The 26750-nt window shown below is 46.3% G+C and carries 19 protein-coding genes; 10 read left to right on the forward strand and 9 right to left on the reverse strand.

Annotated elements, in window-relative coordinates:
- The first annotated feature begins 44 nt into the window (after positions 1–44).
- The 6 genes from rimO to GFS24_RS02870 all read left to right on the forward strand — a co-directional run bounded on the left by rimO (position 45) and on the right by GFS24_RS02870 (position 9239).
- A complete protein-coding gene (gene rimO, locus GFS24_RS02845) occupies positions 45–1352 on the forward strand; it encodes a 30S ribosomal protein S12 methylthiotransferase RimO (protein WP_153658058.1) in 1308 nt (435 codons plus the stop codon).
- 69 nt (positions 1353–1421) lie between these two features.
- On the forward strand, positions 1422–3233 hold the full coding sequence (locus tag GFS24_RS02850; RefSeq protein WP_153658059.1) for a DEAD/DEAH box helicase: 1812 nt from the start codon (positions 1422–1424) through the stop codon (positions 3231–3233).
- 89 nt (positions 3234–3322) lie between these two features.
- Complete coding sequence (glgB, locus tag GFS24_RS02855; RefSeq protein ID WP_153658060.1) at positions 3323–5290, forward strand: 1,4-alpha-glucan branching protein GlgB; 1968 nt, start codon at positions 3323–3325, stop codon at positions 5288–5290.
- Between the two features lie 181 nt (positions 5291–5471).
- Complete coding sequence (locus GFS24_RS02860; RefSeq protein ID WP_153658061.1) at positions 5472–6365, forward strand: DUF4382 domain-containing protein; 894 nt, start codon at positions 5472–5474, stop codon at positions 6363–6365.
- A 116-nt stretch (positions 6366–6481) separates the two neighbouring features.
- The gene (locus GFS24_RS02865) at positions 6482–7054 is read left to right on the forward strand and encodes a toxin-antitoxin system YwqK family antitoxin (protein ID WP_153658062.1); all 573 of its coding nucleotides are present in this window, start codon (positions 6482–6484) and stop codon (positions 7052–7054) included.
- A 259-nt stretch (positions 7055–7313) separates the two neighbouring features.
- The gene (locus tag GFS24_RS02870) at positions 7314–9239 is read left to right on the forward strand and encodes an ATP-binding protein (protein ID WP_153658063.1); all 1926 of its coding nucleotides are present in this window, start codon (positions 7314–7316) and stop codon (positions 9237–9239) included.
- 35 nt (positions 9240–9274) lie between these two features.
- Here the strand turns inward: GFS24_RS02870 and GFS24_RS02875 are convergent, their stop codons facing one another.
- From GFS24_RS02875 to GFS24_RS02895, 5 genes are all read right to left on the reverse strand, one after another.
- Positions 9275–10123 carry a hypothetical protein gene (locus GFS24_RS02875; RefSeq protein WP_153658064.1) on the reverse strand — a complete coding sequence of 283 codons (849 nt, stop codon included), beginning with the start codon at positions 10121–10123 and terminating at the stop codon, positions 9275–9277.
- Positions 10120–10482, reverse strand: a complete 363-nt coding sequence (locus GFS24_RS02880; RefSeq protein ID WP_153658065.1) for a hypothetical protein — start codon at positions 10480–10482, stop codon at positions 10120–10122. Before GFS24_RS02880 ends, GFS24_RS02875 begins: the two co-directional genes overlap by 4 nt.
- Before the next feature lie 21 nt (positions 10483–10503).
- Positions 10504–11718, reverse strand: a complete 1215-nt coding sequence (locus GFS24_RS02885; RefSeq protein WP_153658066.1) for a sterol desaturase family protein — start codon at positions 11716–11718, stop codon at positions 10504–10506.
- A gap of 192 nt (positions 11719–11910) precedes the next feature.
- Entirely contained in the window at positions 11911–14304 is a 2394-nt protein-coding gene (locus GFS24_RS02890; protein ID WP_153658067.1) for a glycoside hydrolase family 31 protein, read from the reverse strand.
- A 290-nt stretch (positions 14305–14594) separates the two neighbouring features.
- Positions 14595–15596 (reverse strand): YCF48-related protein, encoded by a 1002-nt coding sequence (locus GFS24_RS02895; RefSeq protein WP_153658068.1) that lies wholly within the window; start codon positions 15594–15596, stop codon positions 14595–14597.
- A 120-nt stretch (positions 15597–15716) separates the two neighbouring features.
- Between GFS24_RS02895 and GFS24_RS02900 the strand changes: the two genes are divergently transcribed.
- Both GFS24_RS02900 and GFS24_RS02905 read left to right on the forward strand, forming a co-directional pair.
- A complete protein-coding gene (locus tag GFS24_RS02900; RefSeq protein ID WP_153658069.1) occupies positions 15717–18845 on the forward strand; it encodes a triple tyrosine motif-containing protein in 3129 nt (1042 codons plus the stop codon).
- Between the two features lie 84 nt (positions 18846–18929).
- Positions 18930–19559: a response regulator transcription factor gene (locus GFS24_RS02905; RefSeq protein WP_253906387.1), complete on the forward strand. Its 630-nt coding sequence runs from the start codon at positions 18930–18932 to the stop codon at positions 19557–19559.
- A 197-nt stretch (positions 19560–19756) separates the two neighbouring features.
- Here the strand turns inward: GFS24_RS02905 and murQ are convergent, their stop codons facing one another.
- From murQ to GFS24_RS02920, 3 genes are read right to left on the reverse strand one after another with little or no spacing between them, the layout of a single operon-like run.
- Positions 19757–20578 carry an N-acetylmuramic acid 6-phosphate etherase gene (gene murQ, locus GFS24_RS02910; RefSeq protein WP_371729671.1) on the reverse strand — a complete coding sequence of 274 codons (822 nt, stop codon included), beginning with the start codon at positions 20576–20578 and terminating at the stop codon, positions 19757–19759.
- A complete protein-coding gene (locus GFS24_RS02915; RefSeq protein WP_253906388.1) occupies positions 20575–22026 on the reverse strand; it encodes a sodium:solute symporter in 1452 nt (483 codons plus the stop codon). Before GFS24_RS02915 ends, murQ begins: the two co-directional genes overlap by 4 nt.
- A 33-nt stretch (positions 22027–22059) precedes the next feature.
- A complete protein-coding gene (locus tag GFS24_RS02920; RefSeq protein ID WP_153658072.1) occupies positions 22060–22806 on the reverse strand; it encodes a DeoR/GlpR family DNA-binding transcription regulator in 747 nt (248 codons plus the stop codon).
- A gap of 80 nt (positions 22807–22886) precedes the next feature.
- On the opposite strand from GFS24_RS02920, the gene GFS24_RS02925 reads away from it, so the two are divergent.
- Positions 22887–24068, forward strand: a complete 1182-nt coding sequence (locus GFS24_RS02925; RefSeq protein WP_153658073.1) for an anhydro-N-acetylmuramic acid kinase — start codon at positions 22887–22889, stop codon at positions 24066–24068.
- A 70-nt stretch (positions 24069–24138) separates the two neighbouring features.
- Positions 24139–24477 (forward strand): hypothetical protein, encoded by a 339-nt coding sequence (locus GFS24_RS02930; protein WP_153658074.1) that lies wholly within the window; start codon positions 24139–24141, stop codon positions 24475–24477.
- A gap of 137 nt (positions 24478–24614) precedes the next feature.
- On the opposite strand, the gene GFS24_RS02935 is transcribed toward GFS24_RS02930, so the two are convergent.
- Positions 24615–26750, reverse strand: coding sequence for a c-type cytochrome domain-containing protein (locus tag GFS24_RS02935; RefSeq protein WP_153658075.1), 2136 nt, complete (start codon positions 26748–26750; stop codon positions 24615–24617).

Here is a 26750-nt window from a genome sequence, read left to right on the forward strand (position 1 = left end):
GTGGCAAATGCCTGCTAAAAGTGGGAATTTAAAAACATTGCTATTTGAAGACAAGAACTTTAAAGAAAGACAAGGTTAATATTATTACGTTAGGTTGTTCTAAGAACATGGTAGATTCTGAGGTGTTAAGCGGTCAGCTGCTCGCCAATGATATCAATGTGGTACACGAAAGCGAAAAGCGTGATCACAACATCGTAGTAGTAAATACCTGTGGATTTATTGATAAAGCAAAAGAGGAATCCATCAACACCATCCTGGATCAGTTAGAACTGAAACAGCGCGGTAAGCTGGATAAAGTTTACGTAACCGGTTGTTTGAGTGAACGTTATCGGGCTGATCTTGAAAAAGAGATCGAAGGAGTAGACGCATGGTTTGGTACCATGGAATTACCCCTTATCCTCAAACGTTTTGATGCCGACTATAAAGCGGAATTGATTGGCGAACGCCTGCTGAGTACCCCCTCTCATTATGCCTACCTGAAAATTTCCGAAGGATGTAACCGTACCTGCTCTTTCTGTGCTATCCCGCTCATGCGCGGCCAGCACGTATCAAAACCCATTGAGGCCTTAGTGACCGAAGCGGAGAAACTGGTAAAGAGCGGCGTAAAGGAGATCATGCTGATTGCACAGGAACTTACCTATTATGGTCTGGACCTTTACAAACAGCGCCGTCTTCCTGAACTGTTACATGCACTGGCAGATGTGAAAGGATTGGAATGGATCAGGCTGCATTATGCCTATCCCACCAAATTCCCGATGGAGATACTGGATGTGATGAGAGAAAGGGACAATATCTGTAATTACCTGGATATACCCCTGCAGCACATTGCAGACCCCATGCTGAAAGCCATGAAGCGCCAGATCACCCGCAAGGAGATCCTGGACCTGGTGATAGCCATCCGTGAACAGGTGCCGGGCATTGCCCTCCGTACCACGCTCATAGCTGGTTTCCCCGGAGAAACACTGGAAGATGTAGAGGACGTGAAACGTTTCCTGGAAGAAGTGCGGTTTGACAGGGTAGGTGTATTCACTTACAGTCATGAAGAAGGAACTTCTGCACATGACCTGGTAGATGATATCCCCGCAGAAGAGAAAGAGAGGCGTGCGCAGGACATCATGGAAACACAACAGGAGATCTCCCTGGAGAAGAACCAGGAGATGGTTGGAAAAGTATACAAAGTAATTATAGATAAAAAAGAGTCTGGCCGTTACCTGGGCCGCACCGAGTTCGATTCAGTTGAGGTGGATAATGAGGTGATCATTAACACGGACAAGAAGTTGAAACCGGGAGATTTTGTACAGGTTAAAATAACTAAGGCGTTCGACTACGACTTAGAAGGAGAGCTGGTTTAAACTAATTGACGACCGGCTAATTGATCACCCGGCCTGTTTTAAAAACAAGCGGGCCAACACAACAAACAGATGATAACATTCGAATCATTAGGACTTCAGGAAAATCTCCTGAAAGGCGTTACAGACTTAGGCTTTGTAACCCCAACCCCTATCCAGGAAAAAGCAATCCCGGCCCTTCTCGGAGGAGACCGCGATTTTGTGGGCCTGGCACAAACCGGTACCGGTAAAACCGCCGCATTTGGTTTACCATTACTACAACATATTGATCTGAAAGTACGCCAGCCGCAGGGACTCATTCTTTGTCCTACACGCGAACTGTGTATGCAGATCACCAGTGATCTTAATAACTTCTCCAAACACCTCGGCGATGTGAACATCGTAGCCGTTTACGGTGGTACCAGCATCGGTTTGCAATTGCGCGAACTGAAACGTGGCGTACATATCGTAGTAGCTACTCCGGGCCGTTTGCTGGATATTATAGACCGCGGCGCCGTTAACTTCGATAAAGTACGCTTTGCGATACTGGATGAAGCAGACGAAATGCTGAACATGGGTTTCCAGGAAGATATCAATAGTATCCTTTCTAATACCCCCGCAGAAAAAACAACCTGGTTGTTCTCTGCTACTATGCCACAGGAAGTTCGTCGTATTGCACAAAAATACATGAAGGACCCCTTTGAGCTGACCGTAGGCAGCAAGAATGCAGGTAACGTGAATATCGAACATGAATACTACGTGGTTCGCCCCCGTGATAAATATGCTGCACTGAAACGTATCGTGGATTTCAACCCTGAGATCTTCGGTATCATCTTCACCCGCACCAAGATTGAATCACAGGAGATCGCTGAATCCCTGATCCGTGATGGTTATAACGCAGATGCTTTGCATGGCGATCTTACCCAGCAGCAAAGGGATAAAGTAATGAAGCGTTTCCGTGACCGTTCCATTCAAATGCTCGTGGCTACAGATGTGGCAGCACGTGGTATTGACGTGGATAGTGTAACGCACGTGATCAACTACGATCTGCCCGATGACGTGGAAAACTACACCCACAGAAGTGGCCGTACTGCCCGCGCAGGCCGTTCCGGTGTATCCATCGCTATCATCGGTGCACGTGATATCGGCAAGATCCGCCAGATAGAACGCGTACTCGGTACCAAGAAGTTCATCAAGGCAGAAGTGCCCGATGGATTCGCCGTATGCGAAAAACAACTCTTTGCCATGGTGCATAAAGTGCACAACGTGGTAGTGAACGAAGAACAAATAGACCCATACCTGGGCCGTATATATGAAGAGTTTGCAGACCTCACCAAAGAAGAACTCATCCGCCGGTTCGCTTCCCTGGAATTCAATGAATTCCTGGAATACTACCAGGATGCAGTAGATCTGAACGTGAAAGAAGAACGCCGTGGCGAAAGAGATATGGCAGGAGCTGCTCCGCGTGGAAGTGGTAACAGCAAGTTCACCCGCCTGTTCATCAACCTCGGTTCTGTAGATAATTTCACCCGTGGCGATATGCTGCGTTTCCTTTGTGACAGTACTGGTCTGCGTGGCAACGCCATCGGCCGTATTGACCTGAAAGGTGTTTACTCCTTCTTTGAAGTAGAGAACGAAGTGGTAGAAAAAGTACAGCAGAGCTTCAAGAAGCTCGAACATAACGGCCGCGCCGTTAGGATCGAAACTTCTCAGGATGGTGATAAACGCGCCGGTGGCGGTGGAAGTGGAAGACCAGGTGGCAGTCGCCCTTACGGTGGCGGCGGCGGAGATCGCAAGAAAAGCTGGTCTGGTGGTGGAGAAGATGGCGGATTCCGTCAACGCAGGGAGTTTTCCAAAAGCGGCAGCGGAAGCAGCGGCGGCGGTGGATACCGTGGCAAACGATAAGCATCTTTTATTTTGATAATTAATTTAACCCGCAGGCGTTTGTTTGCGGGTTATTTTTTATCTTGTAAAAAAAGCTGCTACAGCAAGGTATGGCGACCCAACAAAAGAAAAATATCGTTCCACGTGACGAAGAGCCCTTCCGCAAGTTAAAACCCGTTGAATCGTTCTCCCTGTTTTCAGCAAAGGACATTCAGTTATTCCAGGAAGGTTCCCACGACAGGTTATATGAAAAGTTTGGTTCCCATGCTGTTACCTACGAAGGCACGGCCGGTACTTACTTTGCAGTGTGGGCGCCCAATGCCGCCTATGTATCCGTAGTAGGAGACTTTAACGAATGGAACACCTACAGCCATACCCTCCTCCCGAGATGGGATAAATCCGGCATCTGGGAAGGATTCCTGCCTGGTATCAAAGAAGATCAGCTCTATAAATATTTCATCCGCTCCAATTCCGGTGAAGAACTCCGCAAAGGAGATCCTTATGCCAACAAATGGGAGGTAAGGCCTAAAACAGCTTCCGTTACCACTAACCTGGATTATAAATGGAAGGATGCTGCATGGATGAAATCACGCGGAAAGAAGAACAGCCTTAAAAGCCCCTTCTCCGTATACGAAATGCACCTCGGTTCCTGGCGCAGGCCAGACCTCAATAACCACGAAGTATTCTATACTTATAAAGAAATAGGGGCCATGCTGGTCCCTTATGTGAAAGAGATGGGTTTTACCCACGTAGAGTTCATGCCCGTCATGGAACATCCCTTTGATGGTTCCTGGGGGTATCAGCTCACCGGTTTCTATGCGCCCACAGCCCGTTATGGCACCGCACAGGATTTTATGGCGCTGGTGGATGCTTTCCACCACGCAGGTATCGGTGTGATCCTGGATTGGGTGCCTTCCCATTTCCCGTATGATGACCATGGCCTGTACCGCTTTGACGGTACGCATACCTACGAGTATGCCGATATGCGGAAAGGTTTCCACCCGGACTGGAACAGCTATGTGTTTAACTATGCCCGCAATGAAGTAAGGTCCTTCCTGCTCAGCAACGCCTTATTCTGGCTGGATAAATTCCATATAGACGGTTTAAGGGTAGATGCCGTAGCCTCTATGATCCACCTGGATTATTCCCGCAAAGCCGGTCAGTGGGAGCCAAATGAACATGGCGGCAATGAGAACCTGGAAGCCATCACTTTCCTCAAAGAGATGAACAGCTGCATCTATTCCCGCTTCCCCGATGTACAAACCATCGCAGAAGAATCCACTTCCTTTTATGGCGTATCCCGCCCCGTTTTTATGGGTGGTTTAGGCTTTGGTATGAAATGGATGATGGGCTGGATGAACGACACCCTGGATTACTTTAAGAAAGATCCCTACTTCCGTAAATGGTACCATAACCAGATCACCTTCAGCATCATGTATGCCTTCAGCGAAAACTTCATGTTGCCGCTCAGTCATGATGAAGTAGTGCATGGTAAAAGTCCCATGATCTATAAAATGCCGGGAGACGACTGGCAGCAGTTTGCCAACCTCCGGTTAATGTATAGTTATATGTTCACCCATCCCGGCACCAAGTTGTTATTCATGGGCTGCGAATTTGGTGATACAAAAGAATGGAACTACAAGTCAGAACTGGGTTGGGACCTGCTGAAACATAAAACCCATGCAGGATTACAGCAGTATGTGAAAGCACTGAATAAGTTATATACAAGCGAACCCGTATTATACGAAACCCAGTTTGACATTAACAGCTTTGAATGGATCAATGCAAGCGATCATGAAAACAGCATCCTGGTATATGCCCGTAAGAACGAGCAGGGAGAAGTGATCCTCATTGCATTGAACATGACGCCCGTTCCACGGGAAGATTATCCCATCGCTATTCCCTGGAAGAATTCCTTTAAAGAAATACTCAATAGTGATGCTGCTGATTTCTACGGCAGTAACGTTGTAAATGCCGGTACCCTTAAACCCCAGCCCGGTAAGTATGGCCAGCCATACGACCTGCTGTTGCGGCTTCCGCCGCTTGGCGCCACCATCCTTAAAATGATAACAAAGTAATTTGGAACGAAGATTGCTGTGATCTCTCTATGCGTAAAAATAAATTTTCGCATAGATTAAACTTTTGAAGAAAGACCATATCTAACCATCAGTGAACAATAAGAATTTGCGGCGGGCGTTTCAGTTATCAGTATCCATATAAGGTTGAAAAACGATCACTAATCTAAAACCATTCTTTATTATGAAAAACATGTTCCGCAAAGTGGGCCTGCCTCTATTGCTATTGGGCGCCCTCTCCGTTATTATTTACGCATGTTCAAAGGACGGTTCTAATGAACCGGCTGCCATTCCCCCAGGCCAGCAAAGAGTGAACATCATGCTCACAGACGACCCCGGCCTTTTTGACAAGGTATTCCTCGACATTCAAAAAGTAGAAGTACTCGTTGATACCTGCTCCAGGAGCGATGATGACGACCGTTGGGATGACCGCGACCGTTGCGGCTGGTGGGAAGATCGCAGGGACAGGGATGATAGCTGCAAAGTATGGGATTCATTAGGTATCCGTGCCGGTGTATATGATGTGCTGGCATTGCGTAATGGTTTAGATACCAGCCTCGCCACCGGTACCATCAGAAAAGGTAAGATAAAGAGCATCCGCATCACTTTAGGCAGCAACAATTCATTAGTGAAAGACAGCATTTCCTATCCGCTGAAATCAGTGAACGGACAAGTGAAGATATTGATCAAAGTAAGGCATAATGAGTGGGATCAGGTATCAACTGATAACCTGCAACTGTGGCTGGACTTCGACGTACAACGTTCTATCATCCAGGTGAACAGGGGTATGTTCATTCTTAAACCAGTGATCCATGTATGGACGGTTAAGCAAACAGGTGCTGTATCCGGTAAAGTATCGCCAAAAGATGCACAATCCGTGATCACCGTTTACAACAACCTCGATTCATTGTATGCTATTCCAGGCAGAGATGGTGAATTTAAAGTGCGTGGTTTGAAAGTAGGTACCTACAGTGTATTCGTGAATGCAGGCAACGGTTACCGCGATACAACCATTGCCAACGTTAAGATAGAAAGAGGAAAAGAAACAAAGGTCGGAACGATCACTGTAAAGAAATAAAACCGTAAAAGCATTAATGACAAGGAGTTCCGGAAACGGGACTCCTTTCTTGCTTTAGCCGGAAAAAAAACTTAAATTGTGTACAGAATTAAATAACCATTCAATCCTGCATTCCTGTGAAACAACTTTGCTTGCTCATTGTACTTGCATGTACAACACTCATCACCACCGCCCAGGAAGTAACCAACCAGGTAGACGCTAAAAAGCGTAAACAGGGTCCATGGATAGAACAGGTAGAATCCATTCGCGGAGAACCTGGTTTTAGCTGGGAAGGCATATACAAAAATGATCGTAAAGAAGGCATCTGGAAAAAGTTCGACGTCAACGGAGATCTGCTGGCAGAAGAAACGTTTAAGAACGGCACCCTGGATGGCCTTTGCAAATACTTTTATCCGGACGGCAAGATCAGCGCAATAGGCATGATGATAGCCACCGATATTGAAGGGCAGAAAGATACGATCATGGTGATAGATCCCGTAACACAGGAAGAACAGCTCACAGAAGTAACCCGCAAAGGAAATTCCGTGCGCCAGGGAGAGTGGAGGATCTATGATGAAGACGGTGTAATGTTAAAGGAAACCTATGAAAGGGGAGAACTGAGTAACTCCGTAATGGGTAACCGGAAACCTGCCAATGTAGCCCCTTTGCCCCATGAACAGGCAGGAGGGAAGAAGAAAAAAGGAAACTAATACACTGATTATTAATAAAGTAGAAGGGGATTGAGTTTTTTTTGATTCCCGCAAACCATATACCTCTGAATTGCGTACATACCCACTAGTGACCTTAGCTTAATTGTTAATGACCATTTTAGTTTATGCACCCTTTCAACCAAAACTATTTTACGCTACCTGTATGCCTTGAATTCTCAGCCGGACAGTGAAATGAAAGACCCGTTTAAGCAACTGTTATATTTTCTTTACTGTTTGTTTTTAATTAAACCTATTCGTGATGGCGAATGTCATATCCCAAACCACCCGTACCTGGATGCAACGTATTTGCATGATGGGCATCCTGCAATCATCCAACAAGGAAGACGCCAGGAGGATCAAGGTCGTAAACATTGTGAGCCTGGCCACTGGTATCCTGGTAACCGTTTACGGTATTTCCTTTTACCTGTTATTACACTCCCTGTACATACTTATACCCGCCGTGCTGGTTTTTTGTCCGGCATTCTTTGCCATGATCTGGCTGAATCACAAAAGACACTTTAATGCATCCCGGATAGGCATCCATGCTATTTTTATTTCCATCATCCTGTATTACGGCAGCATCCTGGGAAGAGTAACAGAAGTGCAGCTGCTGGCCGTTTTCCTGATGAGTGTGGCACTCCTGATCTGGCGCCCCCAGGAAAAAGTACCCCGCTTTATTTGTGCCCTGATGCCAATTATTTGCCTGGTGCTACTGGAGTTCATTTATTATTATGATCTTGTGGAACCTTTGCCACTGTCAGAAACCACCCAGAACCTATACCGCTGGATGGTAATGCCCGTAGTATTGTTCCTTAATTACCTGGCTATCAGTCTGTATCAGCACAATATCATGGACCTGCTCCGCACCCTGCGCAGCAGGAATACTTCCCTGATGAAGAGCCGGAACGAAAATGAGAAACAGCGTAAGCAGCTGCAGGTTTACAGCCAGCACCTGGAACAATTGGTAGAAGAACGTACCGGTGCTTTAAATAAGGCCAATGTAGCTAAAACACAGTTCATCAATGAACTGAGCCATGAGATCCGTACGCCTTTGCACACCATTATAGGGATCAGCGAAATGCTCAGCAGCATATTAAGCAGTGCAGAAACAGCAGATCCCCAGGCAAGGCAGATGGCAAAAAGCCTGAGCGCCACCAGTAACAACATCATGGAATTAATAAACAACGTGTTAGAACTATCAAAAATAGAAGCCGGTAAAAGCGACGAAGTGCGTCTGGAACCATTCTCCCTGAAAGAATGGATGCGCAATACCGTGAGTATATATCAAAGCATTGCCAGCACCAAGTCCGTAGTACTGCACCTGGAAATAGATGGCCGCTTCCCGGAAACCATCATGAGCGATAAAGTGATGCTGGCACAGGTGATCAATAATGTATTGTCCAACTCCATCAAATTCACTCCCGCAGAAAAGAACATCCGCATAAAATGTTTGCATAACAGTAACAGCGTGCTCATCCAGATCTGTGATCAGGGAGCAGGTATTTCACTCATGCAGCAGGAGGCCATTTTCAGGCCTTTTGAGCAGGGAGATAAAGAAGTATACCGGCAGTATGGCGGCAGCGGTCTTGGGCTGGCTATTGCCAAACGCAAGGCTGAATTAATGGGCGGTAATATCCAGGTGAGCAGCGTGCCCGGAGAAGGCAGCAACTTCCTCATTACACTGCCTTTAAAACTAAGCACCGATACAGATGGTACACCCGCTTCCATTGCACTCGTTCCCCTTCCGGCGGACACGAAAGTAGTGGTGATGGATGATAACGAAATAGATCACATGATCATGAAACACTTCCTGGCCCGCATTGGTGTTACCAATGTAAGCTTTGCCCACGATGGCGCAGAAGGTGTGATGATGGTGCGTAAGATGATGCCCGATGTGATCCTGATGGATCTGCACATGCCAGTGATGAGTGGCCGCGAAACATTCTGCACGTTACGGGAAGATGAACACCTGAAACACATCCCCATCGTAGCCGTTTCATCTGATGCCTTTAAAGAGCAGGAGCAGGAGTTCATTCTTTTAGGGATGGACGGTTATATCCGGAAGCCCGTAGATACAAGGGTTTTACATGCTGTCTTACAAAAATTATTACTCTACGATACCAAACATATCAATGCCGGCATCAATGGTGTGGTGGCAGATAAAGTGAACGAAGCTATTGTATAAAATAAAGAGGGTGTTACACAAATAACACCCTCTTTTTATTTAAGCTTCATGACCTTTTCTAAAAGAGGCGGGAGCCCTCCCGGATTGATCACATCATTATTCCAGAAACTCATTACACAACTCACATAATTTCCCCGCACCGGCGCGCTTACAAGATAAACGGTTAATGTTTTCCCTCCGCTCATGCCAGCTAACAAACCAGTAACACCTTTAAAATCATACACTGCTTTTTGTGCCTTTACATCAACACCTTCAAAAGTCACATCCACCGATCCTTCAGACACGATCTTACCACCTTTTTTTGCTTTGATCACATTGTACTGATTGGTCACGCTTTGTGCCGCATCCTCCAATGTTTCGTGTACGCTCCAGTTTAACTGGCCGTAACTGGGGCATTGCACATTATTGATCCCCATCCAGTAACAGCTCCTGCCTAAAGGGATCTTTCTTCCTGCAAAGTTGATACTGTCTATCTCCACCGGTGTATAAACACTTTTAGGAATAGCATTATCCAGGATCAGTTTTACAAATTCCCGTTCAAACGCCCGGTCTTGTTTATTGATCGCTCCGAAAGTAATAGCCGTATTTCCAACAAAATAATAAGAAGTGATCTGTGTAGTGCCGGGAACAATTTCTGCAGATACAACAGTGTGGAAATTAGGTAATGGAAGTAAGCTGTCTGTATCCAGTGTTTTGAGCTTGTACTTCTTAAGAATGCTTTTTTCAGATAGATCAGTTTTTAATGGCTGGCTGGAAATTTCAATACCATCTGCATTGAAAAAATCAGTACCCCTGTTGGAGATTCCCTGCAACCTGGAGAACAGGCCCTGTCCAAAAGAAGTGAAACCGGAAAGTAGAAAAACAAGAAAGAAGAACATTCTCATTTGGCAAGATTAAAAGTATATACCAGCTTACCCTTTGCATCTGTTGATTTCACCCAGTTATCCGGATTCTTAGGATCATTCAGCACAACACTGTCTTTAGGGAAGATGATGAAATCCGTGAACCATTGGTTAGGAGCAAGGCCTTTCCTGAATTTAGCGCTTCTGGCCAATACACTGTCCTGCGGCGCTACCGAAAAAGGTAATGACATGATATAAGGCCCCGCAGTCGTGTACCGCTCCACGCTCGCTTTGAAGGTCATGGGTTTATTGGAATTGTTCTTTACATAAAAGGTGGTGGCCTGGTAGTTGGACACGCAGCCGGATAGTAATAGCACGCAGGCTAAAAGATACTTTTTCATAGAGGGATAGATTTGCCTTACTTATTGAAACAGCCAGCGATGGAAAGAAGCCCTGATCCTTGAAAAATAGAAAGTAAGCAATCCCGCAAACAGCAACACACTTACAAATACATACAGATGCGGAACGTAAAACAGGAAGGCTACTGCTATCAGCATCATCCTGCTGTATTCAAGATAAAAGAACCATTTCTTCTGCTCCAGGATAGCGCCTGAATTCATCAGGCTCACAATAATAAACAATACAATGAAAACAGCCAACCCTGCAGGAATATAATGCTCAAATAAGGTGGTCAGGAAAAGCAGGGTGATACTGAGCCCTGTTTGCAGTACAACATAGATCCGCTGGAATTTTGTCTGTTCCTGCGGTCCCCGTTGCCGTAACCATATCAACTCCAGCTGCGGCCGGATATTAGGATCAATATCATCCGGTTTCCCAAAGATCACTTTCCAGCGGCCTTTCCAGCTGGTAGCCCTTCTGAAGGCCGTCCATAATTCCAGCATGAAATGGAACTGCTGCCAGAGGAAGCTATGGCTTTTCAGCGGCGTGGTCAGCCCATATACACAAGGTTCTGCATCTACTTCCTTCGTGAAAGTACCAAACATCTTATCCCAGATGATCAATACATCCCCATAGTTCTTATCCAGGTATTGCTCATTGGAAGAATGGTGTACGCGGTGATGAGAAGGCGTTACCATAAAATACTCCAGGATGCCCAGTTTGCCGATGGTTTGTGTATGAATGAAGAAAGGATAAAGGCCATGTACCAGTAAGAGGGAAGTGATCATGGCAGGGGAGAAGCCCATTAAAGGCAGCACTGCCCAGAACAAAGAACGGAAGGCTGCCTGGAACACCGTGATGCGGGCAGATACCGTGTAATTGAAATCTTCACTCTGGTGATGCACCACATGCGCAGCCCAGAGGATGTTCACTTCATGCGCCAGGCGGTGGTACCAGTACCACACAAAGTCCGTGGCCAGGAAGAGCAATACCCAGCTGTACCAGGTTGGCTTAAAATGCCATAAGGCAAAATTGCGGTAGATATAATCAAAGAAGAAATAGAATAAACCCGTTACAAAAATATCCAGTAATCTTTCCGCAATGCCAATATTCAGGTTGGCGATAGATTCCGCAAACTGAAAATAATTCTTCCCTGTTCTGCGCGAAACCAGGTATTCCAGTCCTATGAAAAAGAGGAACCCGCCAATCGAAAGTGCTAACAAGTTCAGATGAGCCATGTTATTAGTCTATCAATTTTGTGGACAAATATAGTTGATTAGTCAATTCTTTCCATATAAAGCCAATAATTAAGCCGGAATTTGTGTACTACCCTTGAGCAGCACACATATTCCGGCCCCGATCGACTGGCAAATGTGGTATAATGAGTTTGTTTTCAGCTGATATAAAGACGGAAAACACATTCGGTACCCCTATCTCAGTATTAATTCTTCAAACTTTCTTTCCAGCAGCAGTTCCACGATCCCGTTTTCCCAATGCTGCGGCTGAAGTGGTTTGGCTTCTCCGTCTAAAACGTATTCCGTTGGCTGGAAGGGCAATCCGTGTACCCTTACCCGATGGTGCCTGTAATCCGCTTCATAGCGGCCTACAAACTTTTTCTTTAACCGGAAGGACTGTGCATCTGACGTTTGTTTGAAACGTATCAGGTTGTATTGTCCTGTTTTATAAGCGTAATGATCGCCGGCATCTTCATACAGGATGCTGTGGGTAGTGCCTTCTCCATGATATACCTGGAGGATCATTTCCATGATCTGCTTTTCCCCTACATATTGCATATCCGGATACTGCGGTATTACGGCGCCGCCTTTTATGAACACGGGCATTTCAGCAAGCGGAGTGGGGATCACAGCATCCTTGCCTCCGGTGAAGCGCTCGTCTGTAAAATAATAGTACCAGGTACCTGCAGGCAGGTACACACTTTTTTCCTTCATGCCTTTCTCACTCACATGGCTGATGAGGATACTGTCTCCCATCAGGAATTCATGATTGAGATCGTGCGTGTGTTCATCTTCCTGTGCCACGAATGCCAATGGGCGCAGCATAGGCGTACCATATGCCGCATATTGCCAGAAAGTGGTGTACAGGTAAGGCAGCAGGCGGTAACGCAGCTGGATGAACGATTTTACCACTGCTTCATATTCCGGTCCAAAACTCCATGGATCCTGGTCAAAACCTGTATCATTACTGGCAGAGTGGGTGCGCATCAGCGGATGGAAAGCTCCCAGCTGGATCCAGCGGGTATAGAGTTCGCCATCCGGTTCTCCGATGAAACCACCAATATCACTACCGGCAAAGGACAAACCGGAAACTGCCAGGCGCTGGCATTGTACGGAAGCCAGCCAGAGATGTTCCCATGAAGCAATGTTATCGCCCGTCCATACAGAACTCCAGCGTTGCGTGCCGGAATAGGCGGAGCGGGTGATCACAAAGGGGCGGTGCGGCATCAGGTGTTTCTTCAACCCTGCAGCCGTGGCCTTGCTCATGAGATGGCCGTATACGTTATGTGCCTTGCGGTGACTTACATTTTCTCCGTCATAATCATGGCGTACATCTTCCGGGAAAGTACCCAGTTCAAATACCGCCGGTTCATTCATATCATTCCAAACCCCTCTCACACCGGTATCAGTTAGGCCCTGGAAGAGACTGGCCCACCATTCCCTTACTTTGGGATTCGTGAAGTCAGGGAATACACATTTACCGGGCCATACATCGCCTTCCATCAAAGCGCCGTCTGCCCGTTTGCAGGCATATCCTTTCTCCACCATTTCCTGGTACACCGGGTAGTCAGGATCTACTTTGATACCGGGATCTATGATCACCACCGTTTTAAAACCCTGCGCGGCAAGGTCTTTCAGGAGCGCTTTGGGATCAGGGAAACCTTCTTTACTCCAGGTAAAGCAGCGGAACCCTTCCATATAGTCAATATCCAGGTAAAGTGCATCGCAGGGGATACCCTTTTCACGGAAGGTTTTGCCTATTTCCTGCACTTTTTTGTCAGGGAAATAGCTCCAGCGGCACTGATGGTAACCCAGCGCCCATAATGGGGGCAGTTCTGCAGTACCGGTGATGCGGGCATATGATTCAGCCACCTTTAAAAGTTCGGGGCCGTAGATAAAGTAATAGTTCATTTCTCCGCCACGTGCCCAGAAGCTGCTTACATCGTCGCGCTCATGGCCAAAGTCGAAAAGGGTGCGGAAAGTGTTGTCAAAGAAGATCCCGTATCCTATGCCGTTATGCAGGCCATAGTAGAAAGGAATATTGCGGTATAAAGGATCGGTATCCTTACTGAAACCGTAGGAGTCCGTACCAAAGTTCTCTACCCGTTTGCCGCGGAGGTTCAGTTCCGTGGCTTTATCGCCGAGTCCGTAAAAAGATTCGCCATCCTGTACCAGTTTGGTACAGTACACGATCTTTCCGCCTTTTTGCAGGTAGTATTGCCAGTGGAAGCCGGTTTCATCCTGGTTGATGATCCGTCCGTCTATATCTGTGATGGTGATCCGCAGGTTTTCCCGGGCTACAAATACCCGGATGGCGGTAGTGATGATCTCAAAAGAATCCGCCCATTCGCGGATGTCGAAGAACTCAGGAGATTCTTCGAGTTTTTCGCTCAGCGCGTAGGAGAAATCCCGTTGGAACTGACCATCTGCCGCATAGCGGAACCGGACGATCTTATCGGAAATAACCCGAAGTTCGAGGATGGTGGTAGAGGTATAGAAATAAAAATAGTTCCCTTCCTTTTTCCACGTTTGAATTGTGTCCGGATAATGTTTTATCGAGTACTTACCCGAAGTAGTTGCCACTTGCATCGCGCCGATCTGTTTCTAATTACAATAATAGTTACCTGGGGGCCTTTAACAGCCGAAATCAATCTAAATTAATGAAAAAATCTACGGTTGTAGTATATTTTTTGTTGCATTAAAGAGTGCAAAAGGCGCATTCACTATAAAAAATGCAGTATTGGCGAAGTTCGCTGAAATATTGCAGTGATATAGGTTAACTTAGGAATAATGTACTTTTTGCTTTAACCTATTGTTTCCGGTTGTGATACAATAAGCGTATTAACAAACTTAGGCGCTCTTTTCCAGGGCGCCTTTTTTTACTTTATGTCCAATACGGCTATACGCCCTTTTCCTCCTGCGAAGTATACTGCAGTACCTTTTTTAGCTTTACGTGCCACATGGTAGCCCTGCGGGTCATTGCCGAGGGGTAACCAGGTATTTCCGCCATCCTCAGAAAGCTCCGTCCCAAAAGGGCCGGTAACGATCAGCCGTTTGGCATCCAGGTATTCCACACTGGTGCGGTAACCTTTGGGAGCCAGGGCAGGTGCCGTCCAGGTGCGCCCGCCATCTTTGGTGATGAGGCAGTTCCGGTTTTCCTGTTTCACATCCTGGTAATCTCCGCCCACGGCTACGCCATTGGAGCCATCCCGGAAGGCAAAGGAAAAGATGCCGGTAGTAGAAAGGCCCTGTGTGGCAGGCCAGGCCCTGAGATACCAGGCTTTACCGTTGTAACGGAAGAAGCGGGATACGGCGCCACCGCTGGCAAATGCAAAATCCTTGCCTTTCAGCGCCCTTAAAGTAGTGCCGCTGGCAGCAAAACAAGCCTCGCCGGGTAATGCTTTAGGCCCGGGCATCGGTTCCCAGCTTTCCCCGCCATTGCCGGTACGGAGAATAGTGAAAGTATCATTGATAGGATCTCCGATGATCACGCCTTCCCGGTCATTCCAGAAATCCATGGCGTCTAAAAAGATCCCTTTGGTATCGTTGTAATACGTCTGTTTCCAGTTTTTTCCGCCATCTTTTGTGAGATAGATCCTGGCCGGTTCGCCGGAAGATACAATAACAGCCCTGTCCTTGCTAAAGGCTTCTATATCCCGGAAATCTACCGTATCACAACCCGGAATGGAATACCATTCCCAGGTGGCGCCGGCATCCATACTCCTGCCCGCTTTACCCTGGGTGCCGGATACCCATACAAGGGAGTCTGTTACAACACTAAGGCCGCGGATACTGTTAATAGGAGCAGTGGTGAGAACACGGGGTTGTGCATAAGTAGTTGTTCCCGTCAGCAGGATGAAAAGCAGTATAGTTAGTTTCATGATCAGGTGTTGATTGTAACGATAAAATATATAAGAAAAATACGAATTAATTAGAAAGTGTACGTTAGAATTCTATATTTGCATCTACCGTAAACCAGCTAATACCTTTATAACCAATTAATGCGATCAGCAATACAACTTGGCATCCTGGTTACCCTATGGTTTATCGCCATTGCCCTACCTGCTCCTGCACAGGACAGGACGTATAATTTCGACGCATACGGGGTGGACAAGGGAATGTCTCAAAGCAGTATTTACAGTATCATTCAAGGCGCGGAAGGATTCATATGGATCTCCACGTTCGATGGCGTGAACCGCTTTGACGGATATGTTTTCAACGAATACCGGTTTAATCCTTCAGACAAAAGATCTGGTGAGAAACCAGAAGAACGTATCCTGTACAATTCCGTATCCCAGCAGGGACGCGCGGTGATCAAAAGTTTTGGGCTGCAGGGCACACGGAACCATTCTTTCTACCAGGACGGCCGCAAGCAGATGCTTGTATCCCACAACCTGGGCATCAGTTTATACGACAGGTATAAGAACACTTTCCGGTCCATTTTCCAGGATACCACCTATGTGAATGAAACAGAACGGGATAATATCCGCAAGTTCCTGATCCTGGGAGAAGATGAAGCCACACAGACCCTCTGGGTCTGGCGCCCGCTGAAAGGATTATACCTGCTGGATAATATTACCTATGAACTGAAAAAGATCATCCTGTATCCACCAGCTATTGTAAAGCGCAAAAAGGTACCACTGACCGTTGTTAAACAGGGAAATAATATCTGGATGTCTTTCGAATCCCAGCAACTGGTGAAGATGGATATTCATACCACCCGGTTAACTACTTTCTGTCTGCCCACTTTAGCAGATAAACCTGTGATGAAAGTGCTGAACGGAGACTCCCTGTTGCTGGCCAGTACCGGTCATATCACCATCTTTGATACCAAACGGAATAAGTATACAGACCTCCCCATTGCAGACCGCAATGAACTCGGAGACCTGTTCGCCCCCACTGCCATTGAAGTGGATGACAAGGGGAATGCCTGGGTGGGCGGGAATAATGGTATCATTATCTACAGTGTGGCCAATCATGAAGTGATCAACCACATCACCAGCTTTAATACTTTTGAAGCCAATTCATTCAACAAGATCATTTCTCTTTACCGGGACGGTGCCGATAATATGTGGATTGGAACAGACGGAGATGGTCTGAAAAAATATGCGCCGAATAAAAAAGTATTCTCCCTTTACCGTTCTCCCCGTATTTCGCACAACATCGTAAAAGCAGTGTATAAACACGACGATGGCCGTTTGTATGTAGGGCTGCTCCAGGATGGGCTGGATATTTATGATAAAGGCGGGAAGTACCTCAAACGGATCTCCAATGAAACAACGCCGGGTAAATTCCCGGTGAACAGCCTGCACAGCATCTGCCGTGAAGACTATGAATCCCTCTGGCTGCATTTTGTGAGAGGCAGCATCGGGCTGTTTGATATTAAAACAGAACAGTTCCGCGACCTTACCCCACGTTTGCAATCACTGGGCCTGCCGGTGCAGGATGATATCTTTCCCTTCATCAGTAAACGTCCTAACGGGGAAACCTATTTCAACTACGGGGAATACCTGCTGATGTTCTCTGAAGCAGAGAAAGGATACCAGGCAGCGATCGTACACCGTTTCCCCGGAGAACAACTTACCTGTTTCTTCGAAGATTTCTGGGGCAACCAGTATGTAGGCACCCGCGCCAACCTCTATTGGCGGGATGCCAAAGGCGGCGCCTGGGAAAGTATCCCGCTGGCACTGAAAGACCTGGAGATCAAGTCTATCAACAAGAATGCCCACAAGGAATTGTTGTTGGGCACCAATAAAGGCCTGCTGATCCTCACGGAACAATACAGTCTGAAATCCCACTATAACAGCTATGACTATACGGGTATGGTCAGCGATTACGTATATGCCGTACTGTTAGACGATAAAGATGGCATCTGGGTAAGTCATAATAAAGGGATCACACAGATCAAACAGAACTCTGATAACCTGGTCACCTATAACTTTGAGGATGGACTGCAATCCAACGAATTTAATACCGGGGCCTATTTCAAGTCTATGGACGGGGAATTGTTCTTTGGCGGTATTCGTGGTGTAACCGGTTTCTATCCCCGCAATTTCAAGAATAATCCTTTCACCCCGCAGGTGATCATTAAACGGCTGGAGGTGCTGGATAAGCCCTTTAAATCAGATACCACCATCTCACTGCTGAGAAAAGTGGAACTGCCGTATAACCAGAACACCATCGCTATTGAATATGTGCCGCTGGAATTCACCAATCCGCTCAAGAACAAAGTACAGTATATGCTGGAAGGGGCGGATGAAGACTGGCTGATGGCAGGCAACCAGAGCGTGGCGCGTTATACCAACCTGCGGCCCGGCAATTACATCTTCAAAGTAAAGGCCTGTAATAACGACGAAGTATGGAACACCGTGCCCACCACACTGGAGATCGTGATCAGGATACCATTCTGGCAATCGCTGTGGTTCCGCTTCTTATTGTTATTGCTGGTGTTGGGGATTGCTTATTATTTCTCTGCACTCTACCTGGATTATAAGATACGGAATGAAAAGCTGAAGCTGGAAAAAGAACAGGCGGTGGACCAGGAACGTGCACGTATTTCCAGCGATATGCATGACGACCTTGGTTCTGGTCTTTCCACGATCCGTTTATTAAGTGAGATCGCTAAACGGAAGATCAAAGATACTGGGCCAATAAAAGAGATCGAGCGCATCTCTGAAGCAGCAGGAGAGCTGGTGGACAAAATGAGTGAGATCATCTGGGCCATGAGTTCTTCCAACGATTCCCTGGCCAACCTCATAGCTTACATGCGGAGTTTTGCAGCGGACTTCCTGGAGCATGCCCACATTCAGCATCACTTCATCATCCCCGAAAATATTCCCAACGTTAAACTGAGCGGAGGTACCCGCCGTCATATTTACCTGGCTGTAAAAGAGTCTTTACACAATGTAATGAAGCATTCTAAAGCAACGGATGTTATCATTGAAGTAAAAGTTTTTAAAAATATGACGATCATGATCAAGGATAATGGACAGGGTTTCGATCCTGAAAAGGTACGCCTGTTCGGCAACGGACTCAAAAATATAGAGAAGCGGATGCAGCAGGTAAATGGTCAGGCGGACATTATATCACAGGATGGTACCACAGTTTTCTTAGATATACCATTAAATTAAATTAAATTTGATTTCTATAACATTTTGGTGTTATGACTTTAAACTGAAATGATGGTATATTCGAAAAAAAAGCTGCAAAATAGCATGGATATCATCTCTGTGGCTATTGTTGAAGACAATCATGATATCCGGTCTGCCATGGAACTCCTGATCAATGGCTCAGAAGGATACGCGTGTATCGGTGCTTTCAACAATGCTGAAATTGCTCTCGAAAAGGTTCCCCAATTGTTACCCAATGTAGTGTTGATGGACTTCAACCTGCCAGGCATGAATGGAATTGAATGTATTATCAAGTTGAAAGCTGAGTACCCCGACATGCAGTTTATGATGCTGACGGTTTATGAAGATGACGACAAGATCTTTATGGCCCTCGAAGCAGGCGCCAGCGGGTACATACTCAAGAAAACATCACCAGGCGAGTTATTGGATGCTATCCGCGATCTGCATGATGGAGGCTCTCCTATGAGTTCCCAGATTGCAAGAAGGGTGGTAGCATACTTCCAGAAACAGGCGAAACCCAATCCGGCATTAGAAGCACTCACGTCCAGAGAAAAAGAGATCTTGGATCAACTGTCTAAGGGTTTCCTGTATAAAGAGATAGCAGGAAATTTATTTATTAGCATCGAAACCGTTCGCCGGCACGTGCATAATATCTACGAGAAGCTGCATGTACGCAGCAGAACTGATGCCGTGAACAAGTATTTCAACAGATAAGAAGTATTTCTACATAAAATGCAAAGAGTCCCGGTCAGACCAGGACTCTTTTTTTATTTGGTTGATGTAAGCGTGTTTTCTGAATTAAGACCCGATAACCGGTAGTGCGTTTTTTTACAGATCGATGTAAGTGTTTTGTGAATTAAGACCCGATAACCGGTAGTGCTTTTTTACAGATCGATGTAAGTGTTTTCTCATTACGACCCGATAGCCAGCAGCGCCTTCTTCACAGACCCATGTTCCACCAGCAGTTGCTTCGCTTTTTCATAATCACTGATCTGCGCTCTTTCCATGAGCATTTTCACCCCTCTGTCCACCAGCTTATCATTGGTTAGCTGCATGTTCACCATCTTGTTGTCTTCTACACGGCCTAACTGGATCATGAGAGAAGTAGAGATCATGTTCAACACCAGCTTTTGCGCTGTACCACTTTTCATGCGGGTGCTGCCTGTTACAAATTCCGGCCCAACTACTACTTCCATCGGAAAATCCGCGGTATCGCTTACCGGGCTGCCGGGATTGCAGGAGATGCTGCCGGTGAGTATCCCGTTCTCCCTGCATTTGCGCAGGGCGCCTATCACATAAGGTGTAGTACCACTGGCAGCAATGCCTATCACTACATCTTTCTCTGAAATAGAAAACTGTTGCAGATCCCTCCAGCCCTGTGTTTCATCATCTTCCGCATTCTCCACCGCTCTGCGGATAGCACTATCGCCACCGGCAATAAGCCCTATCACCAGGTCAAAAGGCACGCCGTAAGTGGGCGGGCACTCTGATGCATCCAGTATACCCAGCCGCCCGCTGGTACCGGCACCCATGTAAAATAACCTGCCGCCGGACAACATCTTATCTGCTGCAGCCAGCACAAATGCTTCTATAGCAGGGATCGCTTCCTGTACAGCTTTGGGCACACCAGCATCTTCTTCGTTTATACCAGTGAGTATTTCTTTCACGCTCATCTGCTCGAGATGACGATGGCGGGAAGATTGTTCTGTTACTTTGATAAATTCCTTTTTCACTTTTGCAGATTTTTTCCTGGTATTAACCACAAACCAAGGAAAGTTAAAAGACCATTGATGAAAAGCAGTTCCAGTCCTATCTGGTAACCGCCGAATATCTTTGACTGGAACATATCCAGGATAAAACATAATACCGGTGAGATCACTACCACCACAGGTACGAGCGGATCATTCACAGATCGTTTGGTAAGGATGCCAAAAGCAAAAAGCCCCAGCAATGGTCCGTAAGTAAAGGCAGCGATCTTCAGGATGAGGCCGATCATGCTGGGATTATTCATCCATTTAAACACCATCACCATCAGCAGGAAGAGTGCTGCAAAAGTCAGGTGTACGATCTGGCGGGTACGTTTCTTTTCCTTGTCATCCATATTGGCATTTCGGTTAATGCCCAGTATGTCTATGCAGAAAGAAGCCGTTAATGCAGTAATAGCACCATCCGCACTGGGGAACAGTGCAGAGATCAGTGCAATGATAAAGATGATGGATACGGCGGCAGGCATGTATTCCAGCGCAATAGTGGGGAACAGGCTGTCACCGCGGGCTGCGATACCTTTGCTTTCTGCAAACAATTGTAACAGTCCGCCGAGGAAAAGGAATAAGAGCACAACCAGCATAAAGATCACCGCGAAGGTCATCATGTTCTTCTGGGAATCTTTCAGTGTTCTTACACTGATGTTCTTCTGCATCATTTCCTGGTCCATCCCCGTCATGGTGATAGAGATGAAAGCACCGGCCACGATCTGTTTCACAAAGAAATACTTACTGGCAGGATCAGTAACGAAGATGTTGGAATATCCTTTTTCTGCGAGGGCCTTTGTACCATCCAGCAGGCTCATATCCAGGTTGCTCAGGATGTAATACACACATACTATGAGTCCTATGAGCATACACGCAGTTTGCAATGTATCCGTCCATACAATGGTTTTTACACCACCTTCAAAAGTATACAGCAGGATCATCAGGAGGATGATAAAAGCGGCTACCCAGAAAGGCAGTCCAAAACGTTCCAGTATAGTAAAGTGCAGGATATTCACCACCAGGTATAACCTGGCTGTGGCACCCAGTATGCGGGAAAGGATAAAGAACGATGCGCCTACTTTATAAGAAGCAAATCCCAGCCTTACCTGCAGGTAATTGTAGATGGAGGTAAGGTTCATCTTATAATAGATAGGGAGCAATACATATGCCACCACGATATAACCGATCAGGTTCCCGATGATGATCTGGAAATAGGAGAAGGATTCAATCCCTACTGTTCCCGGTACACTCACAAACGTAACACCGCTAAGGGAAGTGCCTATCATCCCGAAAGCCACCAGCATCCAGTTGGAGCCGCGGTTGCCGATGAAGAAGGATTCATTGTTCGCATTACGGGAAGTGAACCAGGCAACCACCAATAACAACAGAAAATAAACGATAACCAGGGAAAATAATAAGACTGGTGACATGAATGTATTTTTTGATAAACGTTTCCAATTTAATCATAAAACTTCTATACCCGTTTCCCGGTAAGGAATTAAGAGTTGATCCTGTGGATCTACTTCCGTGATAAGGGTTGTAAGCTTTGAAAGGTCGCATACTTTGATGCGTTGTGTGGTGTTGAGTTTCTCTGTGATAGAGAGAGAAACCACCCTGTCAGATGCTTCTATCATAGCTTTTTTCACTTCCACTACATCCCAGTCGTTATCCGTAAGGCCATGTTTCACATCAATGGCATTGGTGCCCAGGAAGCAGAGGTCTGCTTTGATCCCGTTTAGTTTAGATACCACACCACCGCCGATAGAGATCTGTGAGTTCTTCGAGATCCTGTCTCCCAGGAAGATCACTTCTATGTTCGGATGATGGATGTATTCATATGCGGCGGGTAAACTCACCGTGATGAAAGTAGCGGATAGTTCAGGTGGCAATGCTTTAGCCAGTTCTATGATCGTAGTACCGCCTGTGGTGAGTACGAACATGCCATCCTTGATCAAACGACAGGCTTTCATGGCAATGAGCTTCTTGCTGTTTAAAGCATACACATGATCTGAAGCAATGGATAAATGGAACGATTTGGAGAGCGCACCGCCGTGTACTTTGATCAGTTTATCCTGCTGGGCCATTTCATTCAGGTCCCGGCGGATGGTATCTTCAGAAACGTCCATTTCCTGGCTGAGGTCCACAGACAATACTTTGTTGTGGAGGTTCACCTGGCGAAGGATAAATGACTGACGTTCCTTTTTAAGCATGGATCAATTTACTGCAATTATTCTGATAAAACCGCAAAAAGATGCATATATTCACTTAGATACCCGTAAATACCAGCAAAATGAATACAAACATTTCCCGTCTGTATGAGATCTCCCGTAAAGCGGAGCGTTTAGTGATCGGTTTAATGTCCGGTACTTCTGTAGATGGACTGGATGTAGCCCTGTGCCGCTTTTCGGGTACTGGCATGGAGGCTGGTATTGAATTGCTGGCCTTTGAAACCCTGCCCTATGAGGAAGATTATAAAACAGAGATCAGCAGCATCTTCTCTAAAAGGAATGTAGACCTGGAGAAGGTTTGCCTGCTAAATGGCTGGATCGCGCAGAAACATGCAGAAATGATCTTGCAATGCCTGCAGAAATGGGGTAAAACCGCAGCGGAAATAGACCTGGTGGCCAGCCATGGCCAAAGTATCTTCCATGCCCCCAAATCCCTGCATAAACAGGCGAAATTCGGCAATGCCACCCTGCAGATCGGAGATGGGGATCACCTGGCTGTGGAAACCGGTATCATCACCCTCAGTGATTTCCGGCAGAAACATGTGGCTGCAGGAGGGGAAGGTGCGCCACTCGCAGCCTATGGAGATTACCTGATATTTTCAAAGAAAGGAGAGAACAGGATCATGCTGAACATAGGCGGTATTGCCAATTTCACTTACCTGCCCGGTGATCTCAACGCAGATGAAGTATTCTGTAGTGATACCGGCCCAGGCAATACACTGATGGATGCCTTTATCCAAAAACATTACCCCGGTAAATACTTCGATGAAAATTCCGCCGTCGCTTCTAAAGGAGTGATTCAACCCCATTTATTAAAAGCGCTAAAAAACCATCCCTTCTTTCAGCAGCCTTTCCCAAAAACCACCGGCCCTGAACTTTTCAATCTGGCCTACCTGGATAACACTGGCATCAGTAATGAAGACACCATGGCCACGCTGAACCGCTTCTCCGCAGAAACGATCACAGAAGCCATCAAAGCAGTAACGAAAGATGGCAGTGGTTTTCATTTCTATGTAAGCGGCGGAGGCATGCACAATCCACTACTGATGAAAAACATCGCGGAACTATTACCCGGCTGCACATTTAAAAGCACAAAGGAGTTACACATCAACCCGGATGCGAAAGAGGCCGTATTATTTGCTGTACTGGCAAATGAAGCCGTTTGCGGCGGCACTGTTAATTTCGGAAAGGGCAGAAATGGTATTCCGAATGTATCTATGGGGAAAGTTAGTTTTCCCTGGTAAAATAAAAGGCCGGCAAAAAAGCCAGCCCCTAAAGAAAGTGTCCTCCCAAAAAGAAAAAAAACTCCGCCCTTTGCTTAAGAAAGTGCCCTCCCAAAAAGAAGAAAAAATTCCGCCCTTTGCTGCGCGGCAAGGTCTCAGCCCTACAAAAAAGGGCCGGCAAAAAAAACAGCCCCTTAAGAAAGTGTCCTCCCAAAAAGAAAAAAAACTCCGCCCTTTGCTGCGCGGCAAGGTCTCAGCCCTACAAAAAAAGGGCCGGCAAAAAAGCCAGCCCTTTAAGAAAGTGTTCTCCCAAAAAGAAAAAAAAACTCCGCCCTTTACTGCGCGGCAAGGTCTCAGCCTACAAAAAAAGAAGCTGATCAGTTCACCAAAGAGCATTCAGTGCTACGAGTGTTTTTTTCTTTTCAAATGAAAGAGTTATAAATCAGTTCACCAAAGAGCATTCAGTGCTACGAGTGTTTTTTTCTTTTCAAATGAAAAAGCATTCAATCAAATGAAATAACATTCAATCAAATGAAAGAGCACTCAGTTAAATGAAAGAGTTATAAATCAGTTCACCAATATCTCATCAATAAATATCCAGGCCGGTTTACCTTTCCCATTATGCCATGACGGAAGTTTCTGCAAAGGCGCCGCTACGATCTTAATACAAGTGATGTCCTTCGCAGGGAATTCACAGGTGATACCCTGCATAATATTCGGATCATCTTTGCCCGGCATAACCGGTTGTATCTTTTTCAGCAATTGCATTTTAGCAGGATCAGTACCTCCCCATATTTCCACTTTTGTAGGCGGGAAGATATAAGCACCTACATTACGCATGGTATTAAGTGTAATAGCATGCACATTTACCGGCTGGTTGAACATCATCAGCAACTCCATTTCACCAACCCGGAAACCCACCCATTTGCCACTTCTGATATCAAAGTTACCCGTTTGCAGGTCCCAGAATGTTTTGGGCCCCTCTGCCAGGTAATTTTCATTAGCAGGTTTCAGTAACACAGCGCTATCCGGTTTATAAGTAGTTTTCAGGAAGCGTGCTACAAGCGCATCACTACCATACCAGCCCACTTTAAAGGCCTTCGCTTTTACTGTGAAGCTGGAATCTACTATGATAGAATCCTTATACACAGGAGAATTCAAACTATCTACCTCAGATCCATCCAGTGTATACCTGATCTCAACACCTTTGATAGGATGTGTGATCGCCAATGTTTGTTTACTTTGGAAGATCGTATTGTCATTGTTCACGATAGGAGCGTTCAGCTTCAATGGTTCCTGCCCGTGATTATCATATCCTTTCTCAAAACGGATGTTCTTTATGGTAGCCAGCTGCTGCCAGTCTTTTTCAGTCAATGGCGTATTCCAGCAATACACTTCCTCCAGGCTTTTACTGGCCTTTAGTTTTTGCAGGTGTTGCAGGCTGATGCCCGTACCGGAAAGAGCGAGTGAACGCAGGTGTTTAAGCCCCGTCAGTTCCTGCAATGTACTGCCTGTAATAGCAGAGAAATCCAGGTTGATCTTCCGCAGGTTGCTGAATTGTTTGATGATGGAAAGCTCTTCATCTTTCACCGGCATCTTTTGCATATGCAGTTCAACGATCTGCGTTTTCAGCGGAAGTAATTCTTCCAGTGCTTTCGGACTATATTGCTCCTTGCTATAGAAGTTAACGACCAGCGCAGGAGAGTTCCTGGATAAAGGAAAGACCACCCGGTAGTTGTTGTTTAACTTTTTAATGCTCTCTTCGCTGGCTGCAGCAAAATCAAACGCATCTTCCGTTACAGCAGGTTTTAACAATTGCGCTGCCAGCACGTATAAACTATCTTCTTTCTTCAGGGAAGCCACCGTCTTTTTAAAATCACCCCCTAAGCGGATCCAGTGTTGCAGTACTTCTATCTCCTGCAAACTGAGTTGTGTTTTACCGGTAGGCGGCATGTGTTTCTTGTCTTCCATCGGAAGATGTAAACGCTCTATCATCAGGCTGGCCATAGGATTCCCGGCAATGAACAAAGGCCCGCTCTTTCCTCCTTTCATGATCTGTGCAGTGGTTTGCATCAGTAATTCTCCTTTTGCTTTGGTGGAATTATGACAGCTCATGCACTTTTGTTCCAGGATAGGTTTTACCAGGTGTTCAAAGATCACCGCCTGTTCTATGGGTACTGTTACTTTAGCATATTGCGGTGTAACAGGAGCCAGCAGGAAATCACTTCCATGTGTAAGGTTGGCGCCAAAATGCCCCGCCACCGCTAAGCTGATCAGCGTCAGCGCACTGCCGGTGACCATCACCGATCTTCTCACATACCGGTACCAGTATAAAAGAGAAGATAACCATACCACAGCAATGCCGGACCATTTATGCCAGGCCAGCATATCGCCGGTGTACCCTTCTTCGCGGGAAAGGAATAATCCCATGATCACTGTAATGGCAGCCGTAAGCGCACCTGCCAGCCAGAGATGGCTGATCAGCGGACGCAGGGAAGCAGAAAGCTGTTCACTGCGAATAGTCAGCAGGTCCAGTATCAGCGCAAGGATCAGTAATACGATCGGGAAGTGTAAAAGCAGCGGATGCATCCTGCCTATCACCTGCAACCATGCAGGTACATGCAGGTGCTGATAGAACACCAGGAGGAAAAGGATAAATATGTTTGCAGCGATCAGTAGATTTTCGGACAGTCTTTTCACCAT

This window comes from Chitinophaga sp. SYP-B3965 (assembly GCF_009647655.1).
Lineage (GTDB): Bacteria > Bacteroidota > Bacteroidia > Chitinophagales > Chitinophagaceae > Chitinophaga.